Origin of the sequence: Acetobacterium sp. KB-1, from assembly GCF_003260995.1 — a bacterium.
In the GTDB taxonomy this organism is placed as follows: Bacteria; Bacillota; Clostridia; order Eubacteriales; family Eubacteriaceae; genus Acetobacterium; species Acetobacterium carbinolicum.
Genome location: NZ_CP030040.1, coordinates 3,450,889 through 3,477,303 on the forward strand (window position 1 = coordinate 3,450,889; position 26,415 = coordinate 3,477,303).

The 26,415-nt window shown below is 40.4% G+C and carries 26 protein-coding genes; 23 read left to right on the forward strand and 3 right to left on the reverse strand.

The features are described from left to right. Positions 1-326: 326 nt before the first annotated feature. The 6 genes from DOZ58_RS15905 to DOZ58_RS15930 all read left to right on the forward strand — a co-directional run bounded on the left by DOZ58_RS15905 (position 327) and on the right by DOZ58_RS15930 (position 5,089). Positions 327-899 (forward strand): DUF3267 domain-containing protein, encoded by a 573-nt coding sequence (locus tag DOZ58_RS15905; RefSeq protein WP_111889199.1) that lies wholly within the window; start codon positions 327-329, stop codon positions 897-899. A gap of 18 nt (positions 900-917) precedes the next feature. Next, on the forward strand, positions 918-1,454 hold the full coding sequence (locus DOZ58_RS15910; RefSeq protein ID WP_111889200.1) for a hypothetical protein: 537 nt from the start codon (positions 918-920) through the stop codon (positions 1,452-1,454). Positions 1,455-1,458: 4 nt separating this feature from the next. After that, a complete protein-coding gene (locus DOZ58_RS15915) occupies positions 1,459-1,947 on the forward strand; it encodes a hypothetical protein (RefSeq protein ID WP_111889201.1) in 489 nt (162 codons plus the stop codon). Positions 1,948-2,116: 169 nt separating this feature from the next. Further along, complete coding sequence (locus DOZ58_RS15920; protein ID WP_162624551.1) at positions 2,117-3,808, forward strand: hypothetical protein; 1,692 nt, start codon at positions 2,117-2,119, stop codon at positions 3,806-3,808. Next, complete coding sequence (locus tag DOZ58_RS15925) at positions 3,805-4,566, forward strand: ABC transporter ATP-binding protein (RefSeq protein WP_111889203.1); 762 nt, start codon at positions 3,805-3,807, stop codon at positions 4,564-4,566. Before DOZ58_RS15920 ends, DOZ58_RS15925 begins: the two co-directional genes overlap by 4 nt. A 106-nt stretch (positions 4,567-4,672) precedes the next feature. Continuing rightward, positions 4,673-5,089: a hypothetical protein gene (locus DOZ58_RS15930; RefSeq protein ID WP_204355425.1), complete on the forward strand. Its 417-nt coding sequence runs from the start codon at positions 4,673-4,675 to the stop codon at positions 5,087-5,089. Positions 5,090-5,458: 369 nt separating this feature from the next. On the opposite strand, the gene DOZ58_RS18730 is transcribed toward DOZ58_RS15930, so the two are convergent. Further along, complete coding sequence (locus tag DOZ58_RS18730) at positions 5,459-5,698, reverse strand: hypothetical protein (protein WP_204355426.1); 240 nt, start codon at positions 5,696-5,698, stop codon at positions 5,459-5,461. Between the two features lie 43 nt (positions 5,699-5,741). On the opposite strand from DOZ58_RS18730, the gene DOZ58_RS15935 reads away from it, so the two are divergent. From DOZ58_RS15935 to istB, 4 genes are all read left to right on the forward strand, one after another. Then, entirely contained in the window at positions 5,742-6,290 is a 549-nt protein-coding gene (locus DOZ58_RS15935; RefSeq protein WP_204355427.1) for a hypothetical protein, read from the forward strand. Positions 6,291-6,380: 90 nt separating this feature from the next. Continuing rightward, positions 6,381-6,767, forward strand: coding sequence for a hypothetical protein (locus tag DOZ58_RS15940; protein WP_162624552.1), 387 nt, complete (start codon positions 6,381-6,383; stop codon positions 6,765-6,767). Between the two features lie 550 nt (positions 6,768-7,317). Beyond that, the gene (istA, locus tag DOZ58_RS15950; RefSeq protein ID WP_371414204.1) at positions 7,318-8,856 is read left to right on the forward strand and encodes an IS21 family transposase; all 1,539 of its coding nucleotides are present in this window, start codon (positions 7,318-7,320) and stop codon (positions 8,854-8,856) included. Next, a complete protein-coding gene (istB, locus tag DOZ58_RS15955) occupies positions 8,834-9,595 on the forward strand; it encodes an IS21-like element helper ATPase IstB (RefSeq protein ID WP_111887148.1) in 762 nt (253 codons plus the stop codon). Before istA ends, istB begins: the two co-directional genes overlap by 23 nt. Positions 9,596-9,687: 92 nt before the next feature. Here istB and DOZ58_RS18735 read toward each other — a convergent pair whose 3' ends face one another. Beyond that, positions 9,688-9,948 carry a hypothetical protein gene (locus tag DOZ58_RS18735; protein WP_204355428.1) on the reverse strand — a complete coding sequence of 87 codons (261 nt, stop codon included), beginning with the start codon at positions 9,946-9,948 and terminating at the stop codon, positions 9,688-9,690. A gap of 726 nt (positions 9,949-10,674) precedes the next feature. Here DOZ58_RS18735 and DOZ58_RS15965 point away from each other — a divergent pair. From DOZ58_RS15965 to DOZ58_RS16005, 9 genes are all read left to right on the forward strand, one after another. Next, positions 10,675-11,274: a hypothetical protein gene (locus DOZ58_RS15965; protein WP_111889209.1), complete on the forward strand. Its 600-nt coding sequence runs from the start codon at positions 10,675-10,677 to the stop codon at positions 11,272-11,274. A gap of 33 nt (positions 11,275-11,307) precedes the next feature. After that, positions 11,308-11,727, forward strand: coding sequence for a hypothetical protein (locus DOZ58_RS15970; protein WP_111889210.1), 420 nt, complete (start codon positions 11,308-11,310; stop codon positions 11,725-11,727). 63 nt (positions 11,728-11,790) lie between these two features. Next, positions 11,791-12,240, forward strand: coding sequence for a hypothetical protein (locus DOZ58_RS15975; RefSeq protein ID WP_111889211.1), 450 nt, complete (start codon positions 11,791-11,793; stop codon positions 12,238-12,240). Positions 12,241-12,405: 165 nt separating this feature from the next. Beyond that, the gene (locus tag DOZ58_RS15980) at positions 12,406-13,626 is read left to right on the forward strand and encodes an exonuclease SbcCD subunit D (protein WP_111889800.1); all 1,221 of its coding nucleotides are present in this window, start codon (positions 12,406-12,408) and stop codon (positions 13,624-13,626) included. Continuing rightward, on the forward strand, positions 13,623-17,135 hold the full coding sequence (locus DOZ58_RS15985; RefSeq protein WP_111889212.1) for an AAA family ATPase: 3,513 nt from the start codon (positions 13,623-13,625) through the stop codon (positions 17,133-17,135). Before DOZ58_RS15980 ends, DOZ58_RS15985 begins: the two co-directional genes overlap by 4 nt. A gap of 27 nt (positions 17,136-17,162) precedes the next feature. After that, positions 17,163-17,843 (forward strand): M48 family metallopeptidase, encoded by a 681-nt coding sequence (locus DOZ58_RS15990; protein WP_111889213.1) that lies wholly within the window; start codon positions 17,163-17,165, stop codon positions 17,841-17,843. A 273-nt stretch (positions 17,844-18,116) separates the two neighbouring features. After that, complete coding sequence (locus DOZ58_RS15995) at positions 18,117-18,491, forward strand: GntR family transcriptional regulator (protein ID WP_111889214.1); 375 nt, start codon at positions 18,117-18,119, stop codon at positions 18,489-18,491. 1 nt (position 18,492) lies between these two features. Next, a complete protein-coding gene (locus DOZ58_RS16000) occupies positions 18,493-19,350 on the forward strand; it encodes an ABC transporter ATP-binding protein (RefSeq protein WP_111889215.1) in 858 nt (285 codons plus the stop codon). Next, a complete protein-coding gene (locus DOZ58_RS16005) occupies positions 19,350-19,970 on the forward strand; it encodes an ABC-2 transporter permease (protein ID WP_111889216.1) in 621 nt (206 codons plus the stop codon). The genes DOZ58_RS16000 and DOZ58_RS16005 overlap by 1 nt, the downstream gene beginning before the upstream one ends. A 267-nt stretch (positions 19,971-20,237) precedes the next feature. On the opposite strand, the gene DOZ58_RS16010 is transcribed toward DOZ58_RS16005, so the two are convergent. Further along, positions 20,238-21,101 carry a 4Fe-4S binding protein gene (locus DOZ58_RS16010; protein WP_111889217.1) on the reverse strand — a complete coding sequence of 288 codons (864 nt, stop codon included), beginning with the start codon at positions 21,099-21,101 and terminating at the stop codon, positions 20,238-20,240. A gap of 226 nt (positions 21,102-21,327) precedes the next feature. Between DOZ58_RS16010 and DOZ58_RS16015 the strand changes: the two genes are divergently transcribed. The 4 genes from DOZ58_RS16015 (at position 21,328) to msrB (ending at position 26,369) form a co-directional block, all read left to right on the forward strand. Continuing rightward, positions 21,328-22,050, forward strand: a complete 723-nt coding sequence (locus DOZ58_RS16015; protein WP_111889218.1) for an ABC transporter ATP-binding protein — start codon at positions 21,328-21,330, stop codon at positions 22,048-22,050. Beyond that, positions 22,050-23,735, forward strand: a complete 1,686-nt coding sequence (locus DOZ58_RS16020) for a hypothetical protein (protein ID WP_111889219.1) — start codon at positions 22,050-22,052, stop codon at positions 23,733-23,735. Before DOZ58_RS16015 ends, DOZ58_RS16020 begins: the two co-directional genes overlap by 1 nt. Positions 23,736-23,806: 71 nt before the next feature. Continuing rightward, positions 23,807-25,867 (forward strand): thioredoxin domain-containing protein, encoded by a 2,061-nt coding sequence (locus DOZ58_RS16025; RefSeq protein WP_111889220.1) that lies wholly within the window; start codon positions 23,807-23,809, stop codon positions 25,865-25,867. Between the two features lie 58 nt (positions 25,868-25,925). After that, entirely contained in the window at positions 25,926-26,369 is a 444-nt protein-coding gene (msrB, locus tag DOZ58_RS16030) for a peptide-methionine (R)-S-oxide reductase MsrB (RefSeq protein ID WP_111889221.1), read from the forward strand. Positions 26,370-26,415: the final 46 nt, after the last annotated feature.

Genomic DNA, 26,415 nt, shown 5'->3' on the forward strand with positions numbered 1-26,415 from the left:
ATATGGCATTGGCTGCCTAATCAAAACGCGAAAGGAGATTTATCTAAAAATTTCTAATTTCGTGTCTTGACAAGCGTGTACATTATATTTTTATAAAACGTTCCATTGATGTATTGACTATGATGTACACATAAGGTTGGACACAAAATCTTAAAAATAAGTTATAATGATGCTATGAGCGGTAGCTAAGAAACCACCGATATTCAGAAACCAACGACATCTCCCGACCTATAATTGCTGGATTGTCCGGGAAAAGAGTTTTTACCCAATGAAGATATGGTAGATTTAATTTAGTCGTTAGTAAAAAAATAAAAGGAGCCAGTATTGTGAGATTCTTATTTGAAAAATTCCCGGAAAATAATGATTTTGATCCTGAGAATGAGGGTTATCATGCTATTAACGAGCCGAGCTTTTTAAAACTTTGCGTGATGGCAATTCCAGTTATTTTCATTTCCATGTTTATCATTGGACTAATGTTAAAGATCCGACTGGGAGCGGATTATCATTTGAGTATGATTGATAGTTTTCAAGATATTTTGATTTTATTAGCCTTAGTACCCATTCATGAAATGCTGCATGTGATAGTTTTTCCGGATAAAATTTCATCAACGGATATTTTTATTGGTACGTATAGAGGCGCAATTTATGTTGAATATTTACAGGATATAAAAAAAGAAAGGTTTTTGTTGGGATTGATATTGCCGATCATTGTTTTGACGGTTATACCCGTTTTAATTATATTGTCAACAAATGTAAATTATATTCTTTTGTCGAAAATTGCCCTGATGAATATGGTTCTATCGAGCATGGATGTCCTGTCATTTTATGGGATTTTAAGAAAAATTCCGGCGAATGCGAAAGTTAGGAATAAAGACTCTCGTTCATTCTGGAAATTTTAATAGCGGAGGTGCTTGAAAATGAAAAAACAATATTATCTGGATTTAGTATTATTGATCATTATCCTGGGATTATCTGTTTACTTGTTGGGACAAGTAGATAATCCGGTTTATACCATAATTTTGATTAGCTTTGCCGTCATATTCTCGTATATCAATCTGAGATTTAGAATTATCTTTAAATATCCGTATGAAGGTAAGCTAAGTATTGGCAATTATTTGGGGTGTTTTGAAATTCTGTTGGGAAAGTTGTTATACATCATTGGCTTATTAAATCTTACAATTACGAATTCGGCTAAGCAGCATAATTTTATCATCTACGGTTTTATACCTGTTATCTGGTATCTATCAATGTTCCACAATACGGCTTATATCGATGACAATTATTTAATCTACAATTTTTCAAGAGTTATTGATATCCGGGATATTGAAAGATACGAAATGAAGAAAAAATCTTTAGATACATATTCTCTAGTTGTTTATATGAAAAACAAAAAAGTGCTTAAGCTGGGCCTTAATGATTTTAATTATCATAAATTTAAATTGCTAATTAGGTAGCTGAATGTTAAATAATTTTCAAAAAAGAAAGGGGATCATTGTGCGGATATTAAAAAAAATCTACCCATACCTGGTGATACCATTAGTGATGGGCTATATTAGTATCATCTTCAAAGTGAAAAATATGATAAAATATGGATCTTATGATTCAAACTTCAATTCGACCCTGCCATTTTTTATTGACAATTTTGGTTTTACATATATTGTTACCCTGCCATTGATTAGCATCGTATTTGGCATTCTCCTTGAATTGCTGTGTAGGAAATCGTTTTCGCTAAGAGTCAAGATAAACAGGCCCTTTCTGATTATCGGTCTAATTTTTGCTTTTTTCTACTTTATATATTTTACACCAGTTGCCACTTTCTTTGTACAGTTGAATTTTTTGCCGCTTCTTTTAATACCTGATGCGCCGGCTTACTATCTCATCCCTACCCTCGTTGGGTTTTATTTATCAAAAGGCTTGCTTGCCACAAAAGAAAGTGAAGTCAGCTGACTTTGTCTTTGTTTAGACTAATGGAGAAATCATGCTGTTAAAAATATTATTAAAGAATTTTCGCAGTAGCCTAAAAGATTATTTGCTATTTTTCATCCATCAGAGCCTCATGGTCGTTATTTTTTTTGTGATGACATTTTTTTTTCAAATTGCCTTCAAGGTGAGCGAGATGGATGATGTTAGCTCCCTCGCTTCTTTTATTTATGCTGCAGTTGTAATTGTCGTAATCATTACACTGGTATCAACCAATATGAACTTGCGAAATTATTTGATGATACGGAATAAAGATTATAATTTTTTAGCGATCTTAGGTATCCGTCCGCAAATGCTCTATTTACTCTTATGTGTTGAATTTGCAATGGGAAGTCTACTGGCGATTCTGGTTGGACTTCTGGGCGGAAGCTTTTGCGTGCTTGGTATTGCTGATTTACTTGGTAAAGCAGGTTTTCAAAATGATATTTTACTAGTGACAATTTGGAATTATCTTAATAGCAGTTTTATCTTTATTGTGATAATCGGGATCTGTATGGCTAGTAACGGTAGATATTTTAGACGTTCGGCCAATAAAGCAAACTCTGAAAGCCCAATAGAATGGGAATCATACAAGGCTTATGATTTGACCTTCTTGTTAATCGGTTGTCTGATTATCATTGGGATTCTAGTCAGTTTGTGGTTTTATTACAGTGTGCTTAATAGTCTCATTTCGATGATGCTTCTGGTAGGGAGTGCTTGTTTAATTGTTTTTTCAGGCAGTCGGTTTTTTTTCAAAAAAATGAGAAAAAACAAAAACCTGTATTATAAAAATTTGTTAACCTTTAATCGCATGATGTATAAATTTAACAAGAATAAAAAACTCTTGTTTACAATATTTAGTCTGAATTTTCTGATATTTTATTTAATGGGGAGTATCACAACTTCATATGGTACTTTAATCAACGCTGAAGATCAAGAAAGCTATCCTTATGATATTATCGCAATATCAGAACTTAAGATGGTTGAGAATGTAATTAATGAATCTGGGATAATAGCGTTTGAGGCGATCCCAATCCTGCCAGTATATGACTCAAGTGAAAACAGAGAGCCTCATTATTGGGGAATATCACTTAATTCCTATTACAAATTAACGGGTAAAGAGGAAGCACTGGTGGGAAACGAGATTATTTTAATATCACAGCAAGAGGGTGCTCAAAATAGTGCGACAACCGCAATGAAACGGGCCTTAACGATAGCGGGGAATAGCAGCAATTATCAGATCCAGAAGTATTTTCAAGAAATAATCTTCGGCAAAATATCAAATAAGAATTTAAACAATATCATTGTTTTTAGCGATGAAGAATTTCAACAGAAATATTCTGATGCCAATAATGAAATGACACTTTTTCTCGGGAAAATACCTATGAATTTTGACAAAAAGGCATTTGATCAGAGTAATTTGTTAGTGACGGTGTACAAACAAGATATGTTGCAACAAATTAAAAACGAAAATCAAATGATGTTCCTCATTTTTGTTTTATTAGGTTTGATCATGATGATTCAATTGGGCAGTTCACTTTATTTTCGCTTTTTTACCGATAAGAATCAGTTTTTAGAGGATACAAGATTTCTGAAACAGCTTGGTATGACCGACAAACGAATAAAAAAAATATATACAAAAGAGACCGCTATGCTGATATTTTTGCCGATTGTGACTTCATTTCTATGGAGTGGTTTTTTCTTTTGTGCTGAAATGAAATTTCAAAATGTCGATTTTGTAGAAAACAGTGGTCTATTTATGGCCTTTGGAATTGGCTATTTTCTGATTGAATTGGCATTTTATAAAATTTTAGAAAGGCAGCTTGTTTCGCATGTGAGTTGTGGTTGAGTGAAAATGGATATTTTGCAAATATGCAGTCTAAAAAAAAATACCGGAAAAAAACATCAAAAGAGACAGTGGTCGAAACGGTGGCGATTGATCATCTGAACTTTACGATTGAAAGTGGTTCATTTATTAGTATTATGGGAAAATCGGGTTGTGGAAAAACAACTTTGTTAAAATTAATTGGTGGTCTCGATACGCCAACCGAAGGCGAAATATTTTACAAGGGAAAATCATTGACGAAATTAAGTCATGATCAGCTGGCTCAGTATCGCCGTGAACAAATTGGATTTGTTTTTCAGGACTATAATTTGATGGATAGTCTGACAATAAAAGAAAATATAATGCTGCCAATGTTATTGGATCATAAAAAGCTGAAAGAAATTGAAGAAAGTGTGCTGTATTATGCCCAGCGCTTTGGAATCAGAAAACATTTGAATAAATACCCGGGGGAATTATCAGGAGGAGAACAGCAGCGGGCCTCCATTTGTCGCGCTTTATCAAATAACCCGAAGTTAATTCTGGCTGATGAACCAACCGGAAATCTGGACTCGCAATCATCAAAAGAAGTGGTGAGGTGTCTAAAAGAAATGAATCAGGAATTGCGAAAAACAGTAATTTTGGTTACCCATGATCCCTATATCGCCAGCTTTGCGGATGAGGTAATTTTATTAAAAGATGGTCTGATTGAAGAAAGACTTGTTAATCACATGGAAAAAGAGAAATTCTTTAAAATTCTGATTGAACACCTTAACGCATTTTAAGTGATTGCTTTGTGATGCTTTTAGTTTATGCACCAATCCTATTGACTACTGCATGCCGAAAACAGATAATTAAAGTTTAGAAAAGGGGGAGCTTGTCTTGAACTCATTGAAAAAAATCAAACCATTAAAACCATATTTGATCATAATTATTCTTGTCATTTACATCGAAGTTGTTGGTAATGGAAAGCTTATAACGTCTGAAAACCAACTATTTTTTTATGCGGGGATCAATAGACCCATTGTGGGCTCATTAGTCGGTGTTTTTTTGTATATATTAAATTTAGATGATCTAAGATTGACTTTGAAAATTCGTATGCATGATTTAATTATTGCGTTATTCTTAATCTTGATTTATTACGCTCGTTATATCTCAATATTTGGTTTTTATGTAAATATTTCTATTCCAATACCATCTTTGTTAGTTAGCTCTCCGGTTATAGTATATGTTTTTCCAGTAGTAGTAGGATATTTTTTCTCAAAAGGATTCGTTTCAACCAAAAATAATAGCGATGTGGGTAACTGAAACCGTAAAGTTAACGCAGTAAAGTTGGATCAGCATGGAGGATGGCGATGGTGAAAGTCTGAAACATCTTGAGTATTAAGCTTACCTAATTCTGAGCATAGCCACACTTATTTGTGCTTGGAAAAGCAATCAACACATATATAAATGCAGTCACTCCAGAATGGAGCAGCCTACTCACCTCCACGTGATTTGTAGTTTGTGGTTATCCCTATGGCTATACAATAATTAAAAAAATTTTTTAAAGGCAAGATGTTTCAGGTCGTTTTGTGGCTTGAGTGAAACGAAGGAATGGTGATACATAAATGAAAAAGAAGTATGTGATTATATCAATTGTATTTTTATTGGGAGTTTTATTTTATTTTATAATATCTACGCTTTATTCTTTGTATATTTAAATTTGGTTAGGGTGTCAAAAACACCCAGTTTAAGCAGCTGGTACTCCGGCAGCGAAAAGGCAGCGTCTCTAAACTCCGCTATCAGTCGGGTGGCATCATCAAGCACCTGTTGCAGAAGACTGGTGATGTACTTCGCTTTTGCGATGATAGATGGCGTGATTGAGGTCTTCTTAACGCGTTTTGAATGGATATTCTGTGATGCTTTTAGTGCCAAGTCAGGAAATGATTTAAAATTTAGAGCGACAAGTGAGGAAAGCATGAAGAAAGAGTATTATGTAGACTTGGGATTATTGATTATATTGATGATCACAACTCTTTTCACAATAACACAGATCGATAATAATTCATATATAATAATGTTTATCGTATTTTTGGTGCTATCGGCTTATGTTAATTTTAAATTCAGAATCGTTCTCAAATATCCCTATGAAGGCAAATTTAGTTATTTTGAGAAAATGACGTTCTTATTAATGGAACTCGGAAAAATATCATACTTTATCAGCATAACCGATATTGTATATGTGAATCCGAATTTAGACGATCATGATTTTACGGTATATGGTAAATTAGCATTTATCTTATATTTATTGCTCTTTAAAGCAACTTCATATGTGTCTGATGATAAATTAATCTATCATTTCTCAAAAATGGTGGACATAAAAGATATCAAAGACTATGAGCTGAGAGAAAAATCCTTTAACATTTATTATTTATCGCTTCATTTAGAAAATGATAACGTGCTCAAACTAAGGCTCAGTGATTACAACTATCAAAAATTACAGAAATTTCAATTTGGGATTGAGTGACGCAGGATTACGAGCAGGCGATTAAATTATTTCTAAACCTTAAAGTTAACGAAGTAAAATCGGATCTGGAAGTAGAAGGAGGAACTGAAATTGTCACTTTACCAATCAATGATAAAAATTGCCATAACGCCCTTTATTATTTTAGGCCTTGCTATTTTTAGGGACTATTTTATAAGATATCAGGCAACAAACCTTCAATTAAATTTATTATGGTATCGCGTTTTGTTTGACTTATTTCTTTACATTTCAACAGGAATATTACTGGCCAGTTTGTACGAGCGCTTTAAAAAAATTCGAATACTAAGAATGACGAAAGTTATCTTGGCAGCTAATATTTTATTACTGATGCTATTTTATGGGGTAAGTTATTTTGGCGTTTTATATTTTGCCAGTATCAAAGAATTTTTTGTTTTTGATTTTATTTTGATGGGCTATTACGCTTATTTATTGATTGATAGTTTTAGAAAAGAGGCTTGACATAAAAAAAGATTTTACAGGTTAGTTTAATATGTGGTTACCTGTGTTTTTTGTATTGATGGATTTTGGGTTCATAGCCATCCAGAATAGCTTTAATATGATGGAATCGATGAGTTATGGTTTTTATTTTAGCCGCTATTGGGTGATGAAAATAAGTGAGGGATGTTAATGGGCGAAAAATGGAAACAAATAAGGCGCATTATTATGAAAATATTATTAGCATGTGGAATTGTGATAATAATAATAGTACAAGTAACCGAACGAAATAATTTAATTGAATGGAGAGAACCAATTACATTCACATTAAGGATTTATTTAGTTTCGGTATTCATTTATATTGTATTTCTCAATGCAATTCCACTAATTTGGAATTATTTTAAAAATAAAGCTGTTTATTGTAAAATAAAAATGTAGAAAGTTGCAAAGCAAAAATCCATAGTATTGCAAGTTGGAAAATGCACAATATTGCAAAAATCCATTGCGGGCAAAACTCAAGTCAATTATCCTTGTATCTGACCAAAGAACAAGGAGGAAATGGAGAATGCTCACAATGGATCAGATACATGATATCAGAAATCGTTTTTATGAGAAAGGGGAAAATATTTCCCAGATTGCGGAAGCGTTGCACCTGGATTGGCGAACGGTACGCAAATACATTGATCAGACTGATTTTAACAGCCCGCCGCCAAAGCCGGCGTTGGAGAAACAATTCTGTCCCAAACTGGATCCCTACAAGGAGATGATCGATTCCTGGCTGATTGAGGACAAATCAGCCCCACGCAAACAGCGCCATACAGCTAAACGGGTATTTCATCGCCTGCTGGCCGAAATTCCCGGTTTTGACTGCTCCTATCGGACGGTCGCCAGCTATTACGCAGTGAAACACCGGGAAATATTCAAGCAGAATAAACAGGCCTATCTGCCACTGGTACATCAACCCGGAGAAGCGCAGGTTGATTTTGGTACAGCTGAGTTTTATGAAAATGGCCAAAAACTGACTGGAAAATACCTGGAGGTCTCTTTTCCATACAGCAATAAAGGCTATCTGCAGCTGTTCTACGGGGAAAATATGGAATGCCTGCTGGAAGGGCTGGATGCCATATTCCGCCACATTGGCTGTGTGCCAAGGGAACTCTGGTTTGATAACACGAAAGTCATTGTTACCGAGATTATCCGTGGTGGCGGGCGAAAACTGACTGACAAATTCGAACGGTTCCGGGAGCATTACCATTTTAAAGCCGTCTTCATGAATCCCGGGGCCGGCCATGAAAAAGGAAACGTCGAAAACAAGGTCGGCTATCAGCGTCGCAACTTCATGGTACCGGTTCCCCGCTTTCTGTCGCTGTCGGATTATAACCGGCAGTTGCTGACAGAGTGTGAGAAAGATGCCCGGCGGAACCATTATCGCTACGATGAAACCATCGAGGAGCGGTTTCAGGCTGATCTGACGGCCTGCCACAAACTGCCCGGAATTGCGTTTGACCTCACCGGTCATCAAACCCTCAAAGCCGACAACTGGGCCAGGATTTATCTGAACAAACGACAGCATGCTTATTCGGTGGCTCCAAAGTACGCCCAGTGCCCGGTTCATCTGGTTTTAACTTCAGCGCTGGTGATTATTCAAGATGAAAACTTTCGTGAAATTGTTCGCCACCGGCGTCTTTACGGAGATACCAAACAAGAGCAGATGGACTGGCTGCCCTATCTGAAACAATTATCCCTGCGACCCCGAGCCCTGAAATATACTGGGATCTATGAGCTGATGCCGGAAACCATGCAAACCTATCTGGCCACCTGTTCAGGCAGCGAAGTTGGACAGATCCTCAAGGTTCTTTCCGAGTTGACCAGTCGCACCGGTTTTGACAGTGCCGTAAATACCGTTAACCATGCAATTGCTCATCAGGCGCGAGATGCCGATAGTCTGGAGAGTCTTTACCGGCGGTTGTATTCGGATGTACCTGAGCTGCCTGCAATGACCCTTGCTCCGGGCATTCCCAAAATGATCCCGATGCAGCCCAATCTGACGGCCTATGATATCTTGCTTCAGGGAAAGGGGGCTGACGGATATGCTCGACAAAGAAATCTTTGAATGCTGCCGGAAACTGCGTCTGAGTCGCAATCTGGCCGAGTTGGCGCAAACCACCGAAGGCAGCAGTCACCAGGAATATCTGCATCAGTTGCTTAGTGATGAACTCCATTACCGGGAACTCACCCGCACCCAAAAGTTGGTTACCAGCGCCGGTTTCTATGGGATTCACACCTTTGAAGGATATCGCTTTGATGAAATCACCCTGCCTTCGGATCTGACTCCAGAAGGCCTGAAATCCCTGGCCTTTATCCACGAAAAGAAGAATCTGATTCTCTATGGTGGCACCGGAACCGGCAAAACTATGCTATCAACCGCACTCGGCGTTGCCGCCTGTCGACAGGGAATCCCGGTTAAATTCTTTCGAACGGCCGCCCTGGTGAATAAACTGTCGGAAGCCAAAGTAGCCGGTACCCTGACCGCTTTTCTGAAAAAACTGAATAAAGCCGAAGTGATTATTCTGGATGAATATGGTTATGTCCCACTGGACCGAACGGGAGCACAGCTCCTGTTCGAAATCATATCCGATTGTTATGAACGTCGGTCTATCATTCTTAATACCAACCTTGAATTTTCCCGATGGGTCAATGTGCTCTATGATGAACAGATGACGGCTGCCATGCTGGATCGGCTCCTTCATCACTGCCACCTGCTCATGTTTCCGGGACCCAGTAACCGGATGCGGGAATCCAGCATCAATGAATTATATCGCTCAATATCGGACAATCAATTGAAAAAATAATAATTGCCTGCAATGTTTAGATTGCTCATGAAATTGCTTCGCATTTTAGCTTGCAAAACTATGGATTTTCCATAATGCAACATTCTGTATTTTTAACTTGCAACTTTCTGCAAAAAGTACTTGCAAAAAACAAATAAAGCCTTGGTTAGGGTATCAAAAACACCCAGTTTAAGCAGCTGGTACTCCGGCAGCGAAAAGGCAGCGTCTCTAAACTCTGCTATCAGTCGGGTGGCATTATCAAGCGCCTGTTGCAGAAGATGGATGATGTCTTCTGCTTTTGCGATGATAGATGGTATGATTGCGGTCTTCTTAACGCATTTTGAATGGATATTCTGTGATGCTTTTAGTGGCAAATAATGAAGTAAAATTGGATCTGTAAGGAGAATGCTGAAAACATGAAAAGAAAGTACTACATCGATTTAACTTTGTTAATTATAATGATAATATTATTCGTTGCCACAGCAACAAAGATTGCTGATTATGGTTACTTAGTCGCCTTTTCCGCTTTTTTGATTTTTTCAATTTACGAAAACTTAAAATTCAAGATAGTCCTTGAATATCCCTATGAAGGAAGTCAAAGCATTTTCGAAATATTGATGTTTATAATGGTATTGACTGGAAAAATTACATTCATTATAAGTCTGGGAAATGTAGTCTATGTCAATCCAAATGAGAATTTAGATATGATTGTATATGGCTTGTTAATATTACTAATAAATACATACATATTTACGACGACATCTTACATCCAATCGGATAATCTAATCTATCATTTTAATAAACCGGTAAAACTTGAATTTATTTCAGGATATGAAGTGAGAGAAAAAGCACTTGATACCTATTATTGCAACATCTACCTAAAGAGTAACAAGATCCTTTCGTTAAGGCTAAGTGAAAGTAGTTACCAGAAATTAGAACATTACTACTGATGCTGTTTACGGCGTAAGTTATTCTGGCGTTTCATATTTTGCCAACATCAAAGAAATTTTTGCTTTCAATTTTATCTTGATGGGCTAGTACGGGTACTTATCGATTCATAGTTTTGACTTAAAATGTATTGTAATTAGAGGTGGTATGGAATGACAAAGGAAACGATATGGCTAGTATTTAAAGTAACGGTTAGTGTGCTGATTATCGGTTTATTAAATTATTACCTGATATCAGGTAATAGTTTAAGCATGCAGATCGGTTTTGTTCTTCTGGGGATATTAATCATCCTAAATATCTTTTTTAAGCAATCAAAAAAAAGAATCGAAAAAGTTGTGTACACCATATGTGCAGTGCTTTTGATGCTGATCGGTGCACGTTCATATGGAATGGATCGTTTCGAACCATTTTCAGATCGTGCTACAGATATTACCTATGAAATTCGAACATCATTAAAAAATGCGAATGGAAATTTTTCGGATATGGCAATTGTTACAGGAAAACATGGGTGGGATCGATTATATCTCCTTCCACCTCGTACGGATGTAAATAAGTTTTTAAAAAAGAAGAATCTTACTTGGCAAGGTGACAAAAAAGAGAATATAAAATACCAGGATGACACAGCACTTTTGATATTTACGCTTGGTTATAAAGTTAGCTGCTATGCTGAAATTAAAAGCGAAGATAGTACAGCAAATTTTTCTGAAGTCGCTCAAGTCAATAATTTTATTAACTCATTCAAAGATGACTAGTATGGTACTATTTAGTCAGAGGAGAATGATAATATGAATAAAAAAATATTGAAAATTGGTCTAATGATCGGGTATCTGCTGTTTTTTATACTGATGGATTTTTGGGTTATAACCATTCAAAACAGCTTTATTACGATGGAACCGCTGAGCACCGTTTTTTATTTTAGTCGCTATAGGGGGATGATACTGATTGGCTTTTTTAAATGGTTTGTGCTTGGTTTTCTGCTACATTTTCTGAGTGAGAGAAAAAAGTTGAGATTCAAAGTTGACATCATTTATTTTGCTATTGCAATTATGTGCGCAGCGATATATTATATGATAAATTTTTGTATTCTTGTTCCAATACCAACGATTTATAGTGGGAAATATATGATTCAATTGATGTGCCTCATTCCGATTTTATCCGGATTTTTTATGTTTGAAGGTTTGTTTTCAAACGAAACATCTTCTTAATGCAATGTATCAATACAAACAATAGAATAATAAAGAGATTACATAAAAAGAAAGGTGTTTATTTTGAATATATTAAAAAAAATCTACCCATACTTTATTATACCATTAATAATGTTGTATATTAATATTATTGACAAGATGAGATTTTTATATAAGAACAGTCCTATAAATTCAAACTTTAATTCAACCTTGCCATTTTTTATCAGTGATGGGTTTTTCTTTACGGATGTTACGATGCCTCTGATTAGCATGATGTTTGGAATGTTGTTAGAATTATTGACCAGAAAACCAGCAGCACTTAAAATTAAGATAAATGGATCGTTTATGACTATAGCATTTATTGTTGGATTTTTATATTATATGCCGTATACACCAGCATTTGTTCTATTTACATATATAAATGTTAATCCGGTTTTGATTAGGAGTGCACCAGCCGTTTATCTCATCCCAACCCTTGCTGGATTTTGTTTGACAAAAGGCTTACTTGCTTCAAAAGAAAGTGCAAATGACTAACTTGGATTCGCCTAAATAGAATCCACATTGTTCAAAGGAAAAATAAAAAATTATACAAGCATACAATACGCTCTGGCTTTGGCATTTGCCGGAGTTTTTTTAGTCTATACAAAAAAAAGCGACTGTGGGATAATAAACAAAACGGATATGAGTGAGGTCGCACAAATGAGAATATTACATACCGCCGATTGGCATTTAGGAAAAAATATTGAAGGTCACAGCCGGATGGATGAGCAGGCCTGCTTTCTGGCGGACTTTGTTAAAATAGTCAGGGAAGAAAAAATAGATCTACTGATCATTGCTGGAGATGTTTATGATAGCTATAACCCACCGGCCAGAGCTGAGGAATTGTTTTATGAGACCCTAAAGCAATTATCCGACGGTGGGAAACGGCTGATTCTGGTGATTGCCGGCAATCACGACAATCCCCAGCGCCTTGAAGCGCCGGGACCGCTGGCCCGGGATCACGGTATTCTGATGGCCGGGGTGCCAAAGACCATCATTCCAACCGGGGTGTATGGCAAACATCAGGTGGTGGAATCCGGGGAAGGTTATGTGGAGATTGAAATCAACGGCGAACGGGCTGTGATACTGCTGCTGCCTTATCCCAGTGAGAAACGGCTCAATGAGGTTTTATATGATCTGACCACCGCCGACGATGAAAATCAAAAATCCTACAGTGACCGGATCCGAACCTATTTTTCGCAATTGGAGTCTCATTTCAGAGACGATACCATTAATCTGGTGACCACCCATATCTTTGCCATGGGCAGCGAGGAAGCCGGATCAGAGCGGACTATTCAGCTTGGTGGCACCTATATTGTCGATGGCCAGTGCTTTCCCGAAAAAGCCCATTACATCGCCTTGGGACATATTCATAAACCGCAGGTGATTCCCGGCACCAATGGCCGGGGACGCTATGCCGGTTCACCGATTCATTTTAACCGCCGGGAAATCGCCTATGGAAAAAAATGCATGGTGGTGGAAATTGTCGTTGCAGAGGGCGTTACCGTTAAAAATGAGATCCGCGAAATTGAACTAAAAGTTTATAAGCCTATCGAGGTCTGGAAATGCGAGAATGTCGATGATGCCATTGCCAGATGCAAAGCTAATGGGGAGCGATCCTGTTGGGTTTATCTGGAAATTGAGACCGATCACTATATCCGGGAAGATGAAATCAAAAAGATGAAAGCATATAAGGATGATATTCTGGAGGTGATCCCCCGGCTGACCACCTTAGAAACCGAGGCCAGCCTGGAAGCGCTGACAGAAAAGTCCTTTGGGGATGTGTTTAAAGAATTTTACCGCCGTGAAAGGGGCACTGAAGCCGATGATGAGGTTCTAAAACTGCTGCTTTCACTGGTTGCTGAGGAGGATAAACAATGAGACCAATCCGACTAAAAATTAAAGGGATTAATAGTTTTCAGGAAGAACAGCTCATTGATTTTGAGACTCTGACCCAGGCCGGGATTTTTGGTATTTTCGGACCCACCGGCAGCGGTAAGTCTACCATTCTGGATGGCATTACCTTGGCGCTTTATGGCAAACTGTCCCGAAACAGCAGTAATTATATCAATGTCAACGATGAAAAGGCCAGCGTGGTGTATGAGTTTGTCATCGCCGGGCAGGAAGAGAAAACCTATCAGGTCAGCCGCGAGTTTAAGCGCAATAAAAATGAGGGCATCAATCAGGGAAAATGTCAGCTGCTGGAATTAAGACCCGAAGGGGCATTGGTGCTGGCGGATAAAACCACCGAGGTGACCAGTGCCTGTGAGGAAATTATTGGTTTGGGTCTCACCGATTTTACCCGGACCGTGGTGCTGCCACAGGGAAAATTCAGTGATTTCTTAAAGCTGGAAGGAAAGCCCCGGCGGGATATGTTGGAGCGGCTTTTTAACCTATCCAAATATGGGGATGATCTCTCCAACCGTCTGAAAACAGAAAGAATCAATGAGGTTGAAAAGCTCAACCAGATCGTCGGCAGCATGAAGACCTATGAAGGCGTTACACCAGAAGTGCTGGCCGAAAAGAAGAGCAGCTACGAGCAAAACCATCAGCTGCTTAAAGAAAACCAGCAACGGTTTGATAAGCTGAGTACCCAATTATCTGAAGCCAAGGTTTTAATGGGTTTACTCACTGAGCAGAAGAACGTCAAAGACGAAGTCCGAAATCTTGAAACAAAGCAAATAGAAATCACCGAAAAAGAACAGCAGCTGGCGCTGGGGAAAAAGGCCCTGGAAGTGCGACCTTTTCTGGAAGCGTTTAAAACCCTCAAAAACCAGGTTCAAGAAAGCGGAAGCAGTCTGCTTGGCAGTGAAGACAAACTGGCACAACTGCTGTTGGAAAAAGAAGATTGTGAAAAGAGCTTTAGTCAAACCGACGCGTATAAAAGCGAAAATCTCTTTAAATTTCAGAGCAAGTTGGAAAAGGTGGCCGATGCCATTATCTGGAAAGAAGCCCAGTTGGCTCTGGAAACGGAAATCCATGATCTGAATAAAAAAATGGATGCGAAAAATCATCAGAAGATCAGCCTGGAAAATGAAAAAGCACGACTGATTCAGAAAATGGAAAAGGTAAAAAAGCAGCTTAATGAGCAGCGTCTAGAGGAAAGAAAGTGTCGGATCGAACCGGATCATCGCGAAAAAATCAGTCGGGGGATTGATATCACCAAAGAAATTGCGCGGCTGAAAAACGAAATCGAAAATGATGAAAAGCGTTTGTTAAAAAACCAAAGCGAAATCGATAAACTGCTCGAAAGCGGGAAAAACCTTGAAGAACAAAGACAGTTTTTAGCAAGCGAACAGTCAGCTATCGAACAGGAACTTAACACCCATGAAAAAAATCGACCGGCTACCTGGGACAGTATCGGCAAGCAAAAAGAAGCGATCATTAGCAGCAAAAACCGTTTTCTCAAACAAAGAGAGAGCAAAGAGAGCCTTGCGGCACTGGAAAAGCAGATTGACACCCTGGTTCAGTCCATTGAGTCGAAAAAGTCGACTGAAAAGCTGTTAAAAGAAAAAATGGCGGCAGTAGAAAAACAACTGATGCGGTTGGAAAATAAAAATATGGGGCATAAACTCAGAGAACAGCTCAGTGCCGGAGAACCCTGTCCAGTTTGCGGTTCAACCGAACATCCTCTGACGGCGGATCTGGAAGAATCGGATGATGCAATCCGGGTGGAGGTCATCAATAATACCTATTTGCAGCAGCAAAAGGAATTGGCCGAACTGACCGCGGAAATTGCCCAATTAACTGGCAGTTTTACCATTCTGGTTGAAAATCAGAAGAATTTGAAAACTGAAATCATCAGTCTTGGGGAAGCTATTCCCGAAGGGCAACCGGAGTTACTGGAGGTCGCTAATACTGAGCTAATTAAGAATCTGGAAACCTGGGAAGTGTTGCTAAAAAAACTGGAAACCCGGAATCATGAAGCAAAAAACCAGTTATTAAAGCTAGAAGGAGATCTCAAAGAAAAAGCGGCAACCAAAGAAGCCCTGTTTCTTCAGACCCAGGAAGTGAATGAACTTAAAAAGAAGAAGGAAACAGCATTCACGGAGCTGACAGCAGAAGGAGCCCAATTAAGAATAAAGCTAATGGCTCCAAAAGCCTTTGATTTTGATGCCGCCAATGAAACCATTAAAAAGAGGGATGCGTGGCGGGGCGAATTAATGGATAGCCTTGAAAAGCTGGAAAAAGGGCTTGCTGCCCATCAGCAGCAGTTGGAGAAACTCAGCGAAACCATTCATGACATTAACCGCCAGGTGCAGGAATTCTTGCTGCTCATTGGTGAAAAGGCCAGGCAGTTTAAAGAAAAAAGAACCGCCATTGAGGAAAAACTGGGAAAAGATTATGAGCTGAAAGAGCTGGGTGAATTAAAAGATAAATTTATCGGTAACATCAAATGGATTGAAAATGCCTGGGCCACGGCGAAGAAAAAACTGGAATCGGCCCGGGAAGAGTATGGCAAAACCCAGGAAACGGTGACCATTAAAAAAGCCAATCTTAAGACCCTGCAAAGCCAATTTGAGACGACTGAAACAGCCCTGAAAAAGCAGTTAAATACCCTGGGCTTTAAAGATCTGATCACTGCTCAAAATGCTTGCATTGCGGAGGATAGCATTAAAAATCTGGCAGCGGATATTGAGGGTTATTATCAGAACCGGACTAAATTAAGTGGCAAGCTGGAAGATCTGAACAAAAAAATTGATGGCAGAGCGATGACCACCTCGGCTTATGATGAGATTGTTACCTCCCATCAATTGTTAGAAGAAAGCATTGAACAGCAGAAGGGCCTGGAAATCCGGTTAAAAACCAGCATTGACGATTTAGAAAAACGCCTGGCGGAGCTGGCAAGCTATTTAGCCGAAAAGGAAAAAGTGGATCACCGGCTGGCACTAATTGCCGATCTGGAAAAACTGTTTTCCGGCAAGCGCTTTGTCGAATTTGTCGCCGTTTCCCGGCTCAAGTACATCTCCATTGAAGCATCGAAACGGCTTACCGAGATCAGTAACGGCAATTACGGACTGGAAGCCGATGATGAGGGGAAATTCATTATCCGGGACTACAAAAACGGCGGGGCCGCCCGGGATGCTTCAACATTATCAGGCGGGGAAACCTTTCTGGCTTCCTTATCATTAGCGCTGGCGCTTTCCGCTGAAATACAGTTAAAAGGACGGGCACCACTGGAATTTTTCTTCCTCGATGAGGGCTTTGGCTCCCTCCATGAAGATGCCCTGGAGGTGGTGATGAACTCCATCGAAATGCTCCATAACGACCGCCTGAAGGTGGGGATCATCAGCCATGTGGAATCGATCAAGAACCGGATGCCGGTCAAACTGCTGATTACCCCCGGTGAGGCCGGTGTCGGCGGCAGTAAGGTGCGGATTGAAAAATAAAACGGATTGAAAACTAATAGGACGAAGATGACAAAGAATTATACGATCAAACATTCAAAACGAAAAACCATGGGCCTCTATATTACCAAAAATGCCGAAATTGAGGTTCGGGTTCCCAACGGAACGCCTAAAAAAGTCATTGCGGATTTTGTGAACCAGCATCAACACTGGATTAACACCCATTATGGGGCAGTGGCACGACAGGCAGAAGAACGGGCGAATTTCAAGCTGTGCTTTGGTACCAAGCTGCTTTTTCTGGGCCGCGAATTCTCCCTGGTGCCGGTCGAAAAACCGACCTATGGCTATGATGGCCAGTGTTTCTACGCTTACGCTCAGATGTCGGCCGAGGAATTAAAAACCAGTCTGGTGGGTATCTACCGAACGCTGGCAAAAAAGGTGCTCAGCACGATGGTGGAAGATCTGGGAAAACATATGGGACTAAAACCCAAGGCCGTCAAAATAAATGGTGCAAGAACCCGGTGGGGTTCCTGCTCCAGTGCCGGCAATCTTAATTTTTCCTGGTATCTGGTGATGGCTGAAGAAACCACCATTCGTTATGTGGTCGTTCATGAGCTGGCCCATCTCATTGAAATGAACCATTCTTCTCACTTTTGGAAAATTGTTGAACAAGTACTCCCCAATTATAAAGTGGAACGGGAAAAGCTTAAAAAACTTCAGAAAAAATTGAGCGTTCAGAGCTGGGAATAAGCTGGAGCGCTGAGATTAGGGTTGAATCTAGAGTGCCGTATCGAGCAATTATTAATCCCTTGTATGCTACAGGGTCGGACAGGCTATCACCTGTTCGCCCCAACGCATACAATCAGATATAACAATGGTTGGTACTCGGTTAATGATCTAACAGATGCAAGTGGGAGAACCCCCCGCTTATTTTTTTTCAAAAAAACTTGACAGACAGTACGGAAATGGTTATAGTGTGAATATAGTATATACACACTATAACATAAGAAATGAGGTGACTTGTTGAACATCGCCATCAGCAATTCCAGCGACAAACCGATTTATGAGCAAATTGCTATGCAGATCAAGAAGATGATTATCAGCGGTGAGCTGAGTCCCGGGGACGCCTTGCCAAGTATGCGTTTTCTGGCCAAGGAGCTGCGGATCAGCGTGATTACCACCAAGCGCGCCTATTCGGATCTGGAGCGGGATGGGTTTATTGAAACAGTCACTGGTAAGGGCAGTTTTGTCGCTAACCAGAATTTGTCGTTTATCCGGGAAGAGCAACTAAGACTGGTCGAAGAGCTGCTGCAGAAAGCGGTCGATATTGCCAGAAGCAGTGATATTTCCTGGGAGGAACTCAGTGAGCTGTTAGAACTATTGTATAAGGGAGAATAACATGACGAATGCCATCGAAATTAAAAATTTAAATAAAAATTATAAAGATTTTAAGCTAAAAGATGTCAGCTTTAAGGTGCCCAGAGGCAGCATTGTTGGCTTTATTGGTGAGAATGGGGCCGGCAAAACGACAACCATTAAAGCCATGCTTAATCTGGTCAGGCGGGATGGGGGAACCATTGAAATGCTGGGAATGGACGCCTTAAAAGATGAGAAAAAAATCAAAGAATCCCTCGGTGTTGTGATGGATGGGTGTAACTTCCACGATAATTTAAAGACTGGTGATATCTCTAAGATGCTGGCCAGTATTTACAGAAATTGGAATGTGCAATTATTTCAGAACTACCTGAAAAAATTCAATCTTCCAGAAAATAAGATTATCAAGGAATTTTCCCGGGGGATGAAAATGAAGCTGCAGATTGCGGTGGCACTATCCCACGAACCGGAGTTATTGATTTTAGACGAAGCCACCAGTGGACTGGACCCGATTGTCCGGGAGGAAATTTTGGACGTCTTTATGGAGTTTATCCAGGATGAAAAACATGCCATTTTGATATCCTCTCACATCACCAGTGATCTCGATAAGATCGCCGATTATATTGTCTTTATCCATCAGGGTGAAATATTATTGGATGAGGAAAAAGAGACCCTGCTGTCTAAAATGGGGGTTCTTAAATGCGGAGAAGAAGATTTTCGAAGGCTCGAAAAAAACGAGTATATCCGCTATCGCAAAAACCAGTTCAGCTTTGAGGTACTGGTTAACGATAAGGTTGCCATTAAAAAGAAATATCCCGAGACCGTTGTGGATGGGGTAACCATTGAAGAAATGATGCTATTTTATGTAAGGGGGGAAAAATAATGAAGGGACTCATTTTAAAAGATCTGATTAATTTAAAAAGTACATTTAAAATGCTGGGATTAATGATTACCCTTTTTGCAGTTATTTACATACCCCAGGGAAATGGTTTTATCTTTGGTATGATTATCCTGATGTTTGCGATGATGGTGGTGACCACGATTAGTTATGACGATCTGGCTAAGTGGGATGCCTACGCCTTGACCATGCCAGTGACCCAAAAAGAAATGGTGCTCAGTAAATACCTGGTGATGGCGCTCTTAAACACCCTGGGGGCAGTCTTAGCACTGATTGTCGGTATCGTTGGAAACATGATCATGAGACAAAGCTTTTCGATGGAAATTCTGGTCATTATCGGGGTGCTCTATTTAGTTGCTTTTTGTTATGGTTCATTGATAGTTCCGCTGATTTACCAGTTTGGCGCCGAAAAAGCCCGACTGATGCTGATTTTAAGTGCCTTAATTCCCACCGGCCTGATTCTGTTGTTGACACAGATGCAGATCCCGCTACCAGAAGCGATCAATCCATTGATTTATTTCTTTTTGTTGCTTGGTTTTACCGTCATAATGGTGTTCGGTTCCTATCTTATTTCGTTACGGATTTATAGTAACAAAGAATTTTAGAAAAATTCGGCAAAATATACGGAATGGTAATAATAAGAGGGCTAAGAAATCAGCCCTCTCTGACTGTCAAAAAAGATAACCCAGTACCGACAATTGTTAAATCATGTTGTATGCATCAGAGCGGACACGGCATCGCCTGTCCGATTCTGCAGCGAACAACAGATTAACAATTGGTCGGTACGATAGTTTGTCGACAACCTCAAGGGGGTTGAAAAATCAGCCCTCTTTATAGTGTTCGCTTGGTACCAGCTTGTTAAAAGTTGGCAGCTACTCGCCCAGGCGCTCCTGCAAAAAATCTTCGAAGGCGTTGATCCCGATGCGGTCGAGAACAGCAGCGATTCGTTCACCGTCCTTACCCAGTTCAAGATAGGTTTCCAGAATTTTTTCAATCAGATTAGGAACCTCTTCGGCTGCATAAAGGTCCGTTAAACGGTCACCGAAGCGGTAACCCCGACCCATCCGGCCACCCAGATAAACGGCAATGCCGCGAACCTCTTCGGTGATCGCGCCGGTGGTGCAAACCTGAGCGCATTTGCCACAATTGACGCATTTTCGTTCGTTCCAGAGGAGCTTTTGATTGAGCATCGTTAGCGATTGAGCGCGACAGACCTTGGTGCATTTGCCACAGTTTATACAGGCATTCCAGTCAAATTGAACATAGGATTGTCCGACGAGACCGATGTCATTGGTGTTCGCTTTGGCACAATTATTGGGGCAGCCCACAAAGGTGATTTTAGTTTTGGCGTGAAGATCCCGACCGAAGAATTGGTCATGACAAACGCTGCACAGCTTTTGGGTGTCATAAAGACCATGTTGACAAACCGTACCCTTACAGGCGACCAGGGGCCGAATTTTCTTACCGGTGCCACCGTAAACCAATCCTCCGGCGGTGAGAGCTGATTTAACCGCTTCAATATCAGAATAAGCGATCCAAGGTATTTCAATGGCCAATCGAGTGGTTTCACCCAGATAACCCCGACCATATTTCTTGGCGATTTCCGCCAGAGTCTGGAATTCTGCGGAGGTGAAATTTCCGGCCCGACTTAAAATCCGGATCGAAAAATAACCCTCCTGTTGCTGGGCTAAGATTCCCTGGGCTTTCAATGCTGCAATTTCATTTTGTGTGATCACGCGGTTACCTGCTTTCGTTTAAAGGGTTGAGGCAGTTCTAAAAAATAAGTGATCATTGATGCGATCTTTACGCATATCGCCGCGGACCAGTTACTTTTTTTAATGCCGATAGTCTATTTTCTCTATTGTATGCCTTATTTCTAAAAACAATATTAAATTTTACCATCGTAAAAGGCCAGAGTTGTGTTAAAATAAACTAGATCAAAAAAAGAAATAAGGAGTGACTATGTTAAAACTTGAACAGGTTTCAAAGACCTATGGAAATAAGAATGAGAAAGCAGTTGATAACATCAGCTTTGAAGTGCATCCCGGCGAAATTTTCGGATTTGTGGGGCCTAACGGTGCTGGAAAAACGACCACCATTAAAATGATTGTCAGCTTGCTGGCCCCCAATGGCGGTAAAATAACGATCAATGGGATTGATAATCAGAAAGACATCTTGAACGCAAAAAAACAATTCAGCTATGTCCCGGATACCCCAGAACTGTTTGAAAAGATTAAAGGTATCGAATATTTAAAATTCATGGCCGATGTGTTTCAGGTAGCCGCTACCGAAAGACAGGAACGGATCGAGAAATATCTGGATATTTTTGAAATCAAGGATGCCGTCAACGATCCGATTGGATCCTTTTCCCATGGGATGAAGCAGAAACTGGCATTGGTGGGGGCACTCATTCATAATCCCCAGCTCTTTATACTGGACGAGCCGATGGTCGGTCTTGATCCGAAGGCGTCTTTTGAACTAAAAAAAATCATGCGTGATCATTGCGATAGCGGACGATCGGTTTTCTTTTCCACCCATGTACTGGATGTGGCCGAAAAAATCTGTGACCGGATTGCCATAATTAAAAAGGGAAAGATCATTGAGGTGGGAACCATGGCCGAAATTCGTGAAAAAGCCGGGAGCCAGGAATCACTTGAAAATATTTTCCTGGAGTTGACAGAATAATGAAAGAAATTATCAGTTTGACCAGACTTTTTATTAATGAATCCTTGGGGATATCGTTGTTTTTTTATAATCAGAAATACAATAAAAAGGAATTCTATAAACAACTCTTTACCCTGATTATTGTTCCAGTGGCCTTGATACCGGCATATTTTATGTTTATCTCGTTGATGACGGCCACCTATATTGGGCTTTCAATGATTGATCAGACTTCAGTTTTTTTGAGTGTCGGCTACATCATGGCAACGGTGCTGATTTTCGTTTTTGGAATTATGTATATTCTTTCGGAGTTTTATTTCTCCGATAACATGGAAGAGCTGATCCCACTGCCGATCAGCCCGCGAAAGCTGATTTTCGCTAAATTTCTTAGTATCCTGGTGTTTGAGTATGCTTTTGCAGGCTTTGTTTTTCTGCCCATTCTGATCATTTACGGGATCGGCCAGGGAATGGGGCTGATTTATCTGCTACTATCATTTTTGGTATTTTTAACCATTCCAGTGTTGCCACTTTCAATGGTGACTGCTCTGGTTATGCTGGTGATGCAATCGGCGTCCATTAAAGGTCGTAAAGATATGCTACAGATTGTTTTTGTATTTTTAGGGATTGCCCTTATTTTTGGAGTGCAGTTCTGGTTTACCAGCCAACTTGGCAGTGGTGATGAGGTTGATTTTCAACAGCTAATCAATGGGATGCTGACCAGCAACGAGGGGCTTTTAAACACGATTGGCTATATTCTGCCGACCAGCTTTTTAATGGCCTGGGCGCTGAATAAAATTACGCTGATGTCCTTTCCCTGGGTGGGCGCGCTGTTGGTGATTACCTCGTTATCCTGCGCCCTGATGGTAGCGATTGGCGAACGGGTTTATATTAAGAGTATTGTCAGCGGAAAGATTATGAAAAAGAGCAGGAAGCTAAGCGGCGCCCAGCGAAGCAAAGCCCTTGGTAAAAAGAGCCATGGGGCGATGGCGGTGTTTACGATGGATTTGCGACTGTTGTTGCGGACGCCGGTTTACTTTTTTAATAATGTCAGCGTGGTGATCATTGCCCCGCTTTGTGTTCTCCTTAGCTTTTATTTTATCGAGATACCCGCGGAAGATTTACAGGGAATGCAGGAATTTTTCAGAGAGATGCCGATATTGATTAATTATATACTGATCGCCTTTTTTATTTTTTTTGGAGGCACCACAGCCACCACAGCGACCACCTTTTCTCGGGAAGGCAAGGCGTCCTGGCTTACCCGGATGATTCCAGTGACAGCCAACGATCAGATCGTTGGACGAACTGGTGTAGCGCTGCTGATTCAGAGTCTGGGAATTGTGTTTACAATCATCGCGATTCAATTCTTTTTTCCCTTAGCCATGTCGACGCTGCTGTTAACGGTTATCCTGGGAATTCTGGGATCATTACCGATTTTATTATTCGGTTTATTCATGGATATGAACCGCCCGCTGCTCAATTGGGATAATCCCCAGAAAGCCATTAAGAACAATATGAATGTGATTATCACACTTTTTGTCGGCATGGCTTATAGCGGGTTGTTGATCGGTGTCAGTGCTTTGTTGGGATATTTTGTCAACGACTTTCTCGGTTATGCGTTTTATACCATAATTGGTATCACAATCAGTGTTGCTTTTTTTAAGGTGATCAATAAGCGACTGGAACAGGAGTTTATGAATTTTGAAGCGTAGATTAAAGACTAAGTTAATGGTTGAGAATCATAATAGGGGTGATAACTAATTCGATAAAGGAGTTGAAGAAGATGGCTCTCGACGACGTTCAAAAGAAAGCGAATCGACTTGTTCATGAAATGAGTCCTTATTTATTACAGCATGCCTATAATCCGGTTAATTGGTATCCTTGGTCGGATGAGGCGTTTAATTTGGCCAAAAGGCAAGATAAACCTGTTTTTTTGTCGATTGGCTATAGCACCTGTCACTGGTGTCACGTGATGGAAAAAGAATCCTTTGAGGATGAAGAAGTAGCTGAAATTCTCAACAAATATTTCATCAGCATTAAGGTGGACCGGGAAGAACGGCCGGATATTGATCAGATTTATATGACCTTTTCCCAGGTCAGTACTGGTCAGGGAGGCTGGCCCCTCAATGTTTTTTTAACCGCCGATCGAAAACCCTTTTATGTGACCACCTATTTGCCCAAGCAATCTCGGCTTGGGCATCCTGGTATTATCGATGTGCTCATCGGCATCGACAGTCAGTGGCAAAAAAACAATCAAGACATTGTCCATTCAGCGAATAAGATGACAGGACTGCTCAATGATCTGGAGATGCGAAAAGAACAACCGGAATTAAAGCAGAGCATTTTTTACGATGCTTATGATTTTTTGGATGAAAGCTTTGATGATTGTTATGGTGGTTTTGGTAAGGCCCCTAAATTTCCCACCCCCCATCACCTGTTCTATTTGTTACGTTGCTATCAGGCCTTTAAACAGCCGGATGCCCTGGTGATGGTGGAAAAAACGCTGCAGCAGATGTATAAGGGTGGCATTTTTGATCATATCGGGTTTGGTTTTTCCCGCTACTCAACCGATGAACAATGGTTGGTTCCTCATTTCGAAAAAATGCTCTATGATAATGCCTTACTGATTATGGCTTATGCCGAAACCTATCAGGCCACGGGTAATGAACTCTATAAAAAAATTGCCCAGAAAACGATCACCTATGTCAATCGGGATTTACGATCACCGGAAGGCGCTTTTTATTGTGCCGAGGATGCCGACTCTGAGGGGGAAGAAGGCAAGTTTTATGTCTGGTCCACGGATAAGGTCGAAAAAATATTGGGCAAAAAGCGAGCCGAGGTCTTTTTCAAATTTTATCCAATGACGACAAAAGGAAATTTTGAGGGCAAAAATATTGCCAATATGATTGACTGTGACATTGATCTCATCGAAGCCAATCCAGAGCTTGAAAAAGCCCTCGATGAGATGACCGCCGATCTGTTTGCTCAGCGGGAAAAGCGGGTTCATCCCCATAAGGATGACAAGATCCTGACCTCATGGAATGGCCTGATGATTGCCGCTCTGGCCATGGCGGGCCGGGTTTTTAACAAATCTGTCTATATCAAACAGGCCGAAGAGACGATGGCATTTATAGAGAATAACATGACCCGGCTGAGCGGCCGACTTTATGCCCGCTATCGCAAGGGTGAGGCTAAAATTCTGGGTTATCTGGATGATTATGCCAGTGTCATCTGGGGCTATCTGGAATTATATCAGGCCACTTTTAAAACCGATTATCTGGAAAAAGCGATTGTTCGGGCAGTGGAGATGATTAATCTCTTTGGCGATGAATTTGGAACGGCGGGTTTTTTTCAGTACGGAAATGACGCTGAAAGGCTCATTGCCAGGCCCAAGGAAATCTATGATAACGCCAAGCCATCGGGAAATGCGCTGGCGGCCTATTGTTTGCTTAAAATCGGGAAAATAACCGGAGAACAAAGGTACCTCGATATTGTCAATGGCATGTTTAGCTATTTTGCCGGAAACCTGAATCAGGCACCGATGGCGAGTACCATGATGCTTTGCGTAAAATTATTCCATGAACAGCCAACCACTGAGGTGGTCTTTGCCGGTTATGAAAAAGATACCACAATCCGGGAGATGAATCGCCGATTGAATAAGCAGTTTTTGCCTTTTTCAGTGGTGCTTTTTAATAAAAGCGAAACAGATCTAAAAAAGATCAATGAATTTGCCGTCAATCAGCAGATGATTCATGGGGAACCCACCGCCTATATCTGCAAAGACTATCGCTGTGAGCAGCCAGTCAGTGATCTTGAAGCCTTTCTTAAAATTATTGAAGACTGATTAACACCCCAAAAGATGGGGTAGTAATAGAATAGTCGTAGGAAAGGTAGGAACTAGGATGAAATACAAAAAAAAAGATCAGGACACCTTATTAAAAACGTTAACGCCGGATCAATATGCGGTGACTCAGAAAAATGCCACAGAACCGCCATTTCAAAATGAGTACCATAACGAATATCGAAAAGGGCTTTATGTGGATATCACCACTGGGGAGCCGCTTTTTTCATCGAGTGACAAGTTTGAGTCGGGCTGTGGCTGGCCAAGCTTTTCTAAACCGATCGACCCGGAGCTGGTCAAAGAATTAAGTGATACGAGTTTGAGAATGAAACGAACCGAGGTCCGCAGCAGCACTGGCGATGCCCATCTGGGTCATGTTTTTGACGATGGACCCAAAGAAACTGGTGGCTTGCGGTATTGCATCAATAGCGCATCGTTGCGCTTTATTCCGGCAGACGAAATGGAAGCTCAGGGGTATGGCGACTATTTGGAATTGGTAGATTAATCGGTTTATCGCGAAAGCGACGATTCTATAAATAATAAGGGGTAAA

Bases quoted from the DNA above. Each gene is read 5' to 3' on its own strand.
- DOZ58_RS15910 (WP_111889200.1), top strand. From the start codon at position 918: ATGAAAAAACAATATTATCTGGATTTAGTATTATTGATCATTATCCTG.
- DOZ58_RS15915 (WP_111889201.1), top strand. From the start codon at position 1,459: ATGTTAAATAATTTTCAAAAAAGAAAGGGGATCATTGTGCGGATATTA.
- DOZ58_RS15920 (WP_162624551.1), top strand. From the start codon at position 2,117: ATGGATGATGTTAGCTCCCTCGCTTCTTTTATTTATGCTGCAGTTGTA.
- DOZ58_RS15935 (WP_204355427.1), top strand. From the start codon at position 5,742: ATGAAGAAAGAGTATTATGTAGACTTGGGATTATTGATTATATTGATG.
- istA (WP_371414204.1), top strand. From the start codon at position 7,318: ATGGATCAGATACATGATATCAGAAATCGTTTTTATGAGAAAGGGGAA.
- istB (WP_111887148.1), top strand. From the start codon at position 8,834: ATGCTCGACAAAGAAATCTTTGAATGCTGCCGGAAACTGCGTCTGAGT.
- DOZ58_RS15965 (WP_111889209.1), top strand. From the start codon at position 10,675: ATGACAAAGGAAACGATATGGCTAGTATTTAAAGTAACGGTTAGTGTG.
- DOZ58_RS15970 (WP_111889210.1), top strand. From the start codon at position 11,308: ATGAATAAAAAAATATTGAAAATTGGTCTAATGATCGGGTATCTGCTG.
- DOZ58_RS15980 (WP_111889800.1), top strand. From the start codon at position 12,406: ATGAGAATATTACATACCGCCGATTGGCATTTAGGAAAAAATATTGAA.
- DOZ58_RS15985 (WP_111889212.1), top strand. From the start codon at position 13,623: ATGAGACCAATCCGACTAAAAATTAAAGGGATTAATAGTTTTCAGGAA.
- DOZ58_RS15990 (WP_111889213.1), top strand. From the start codon at position 17,163: ATGACAAAGAATTATACGATCAAACATTCAAAACGAAAAACCATGGGC.
- DOZ58_RS16000 (WP_111889215.1), top strand. From the start codon at position 18,493: ATGACGAATGCCATCGAAATTAAAAATTTAAATAAAAATTATAAAGAT.
- DOZ58_RS16005 (WP_111889216.1), top strand. From the start codon at position 19,350: ATGAAGGGACTCATTTTAAAAGATCTGATTAATTTAAAAAGTACATTT.
- DOZ58_RS16015 (WP_111889218.1), top strand. From the start codon at position 21,328: ATGTTAAAACTTGAACAGGTTTCAAAGACCTATGGAAATAAGAATGAG.
- DOZ58_RS16020 (WP_111889219.1), top strand. From the start codon at position 22,050: ATGAAAGAAATTATCAGTTTGACCAGACTTTTTATTAATGAATCCTTG.
- DOZ58_RS16025 (WP_111889220.1), top strand. From the start codon at position 23,807: ATGGCTCTCGACGACGTTCAAAAGAAAGCGAATCGACTTGTTCATGAA.
- msrB (WP_111889221.1), top strand. From the start codon at position 25,926: ATGAAATACAAAAAAAAAGATCAGGACACCTTATTAAAAACGTTAACG.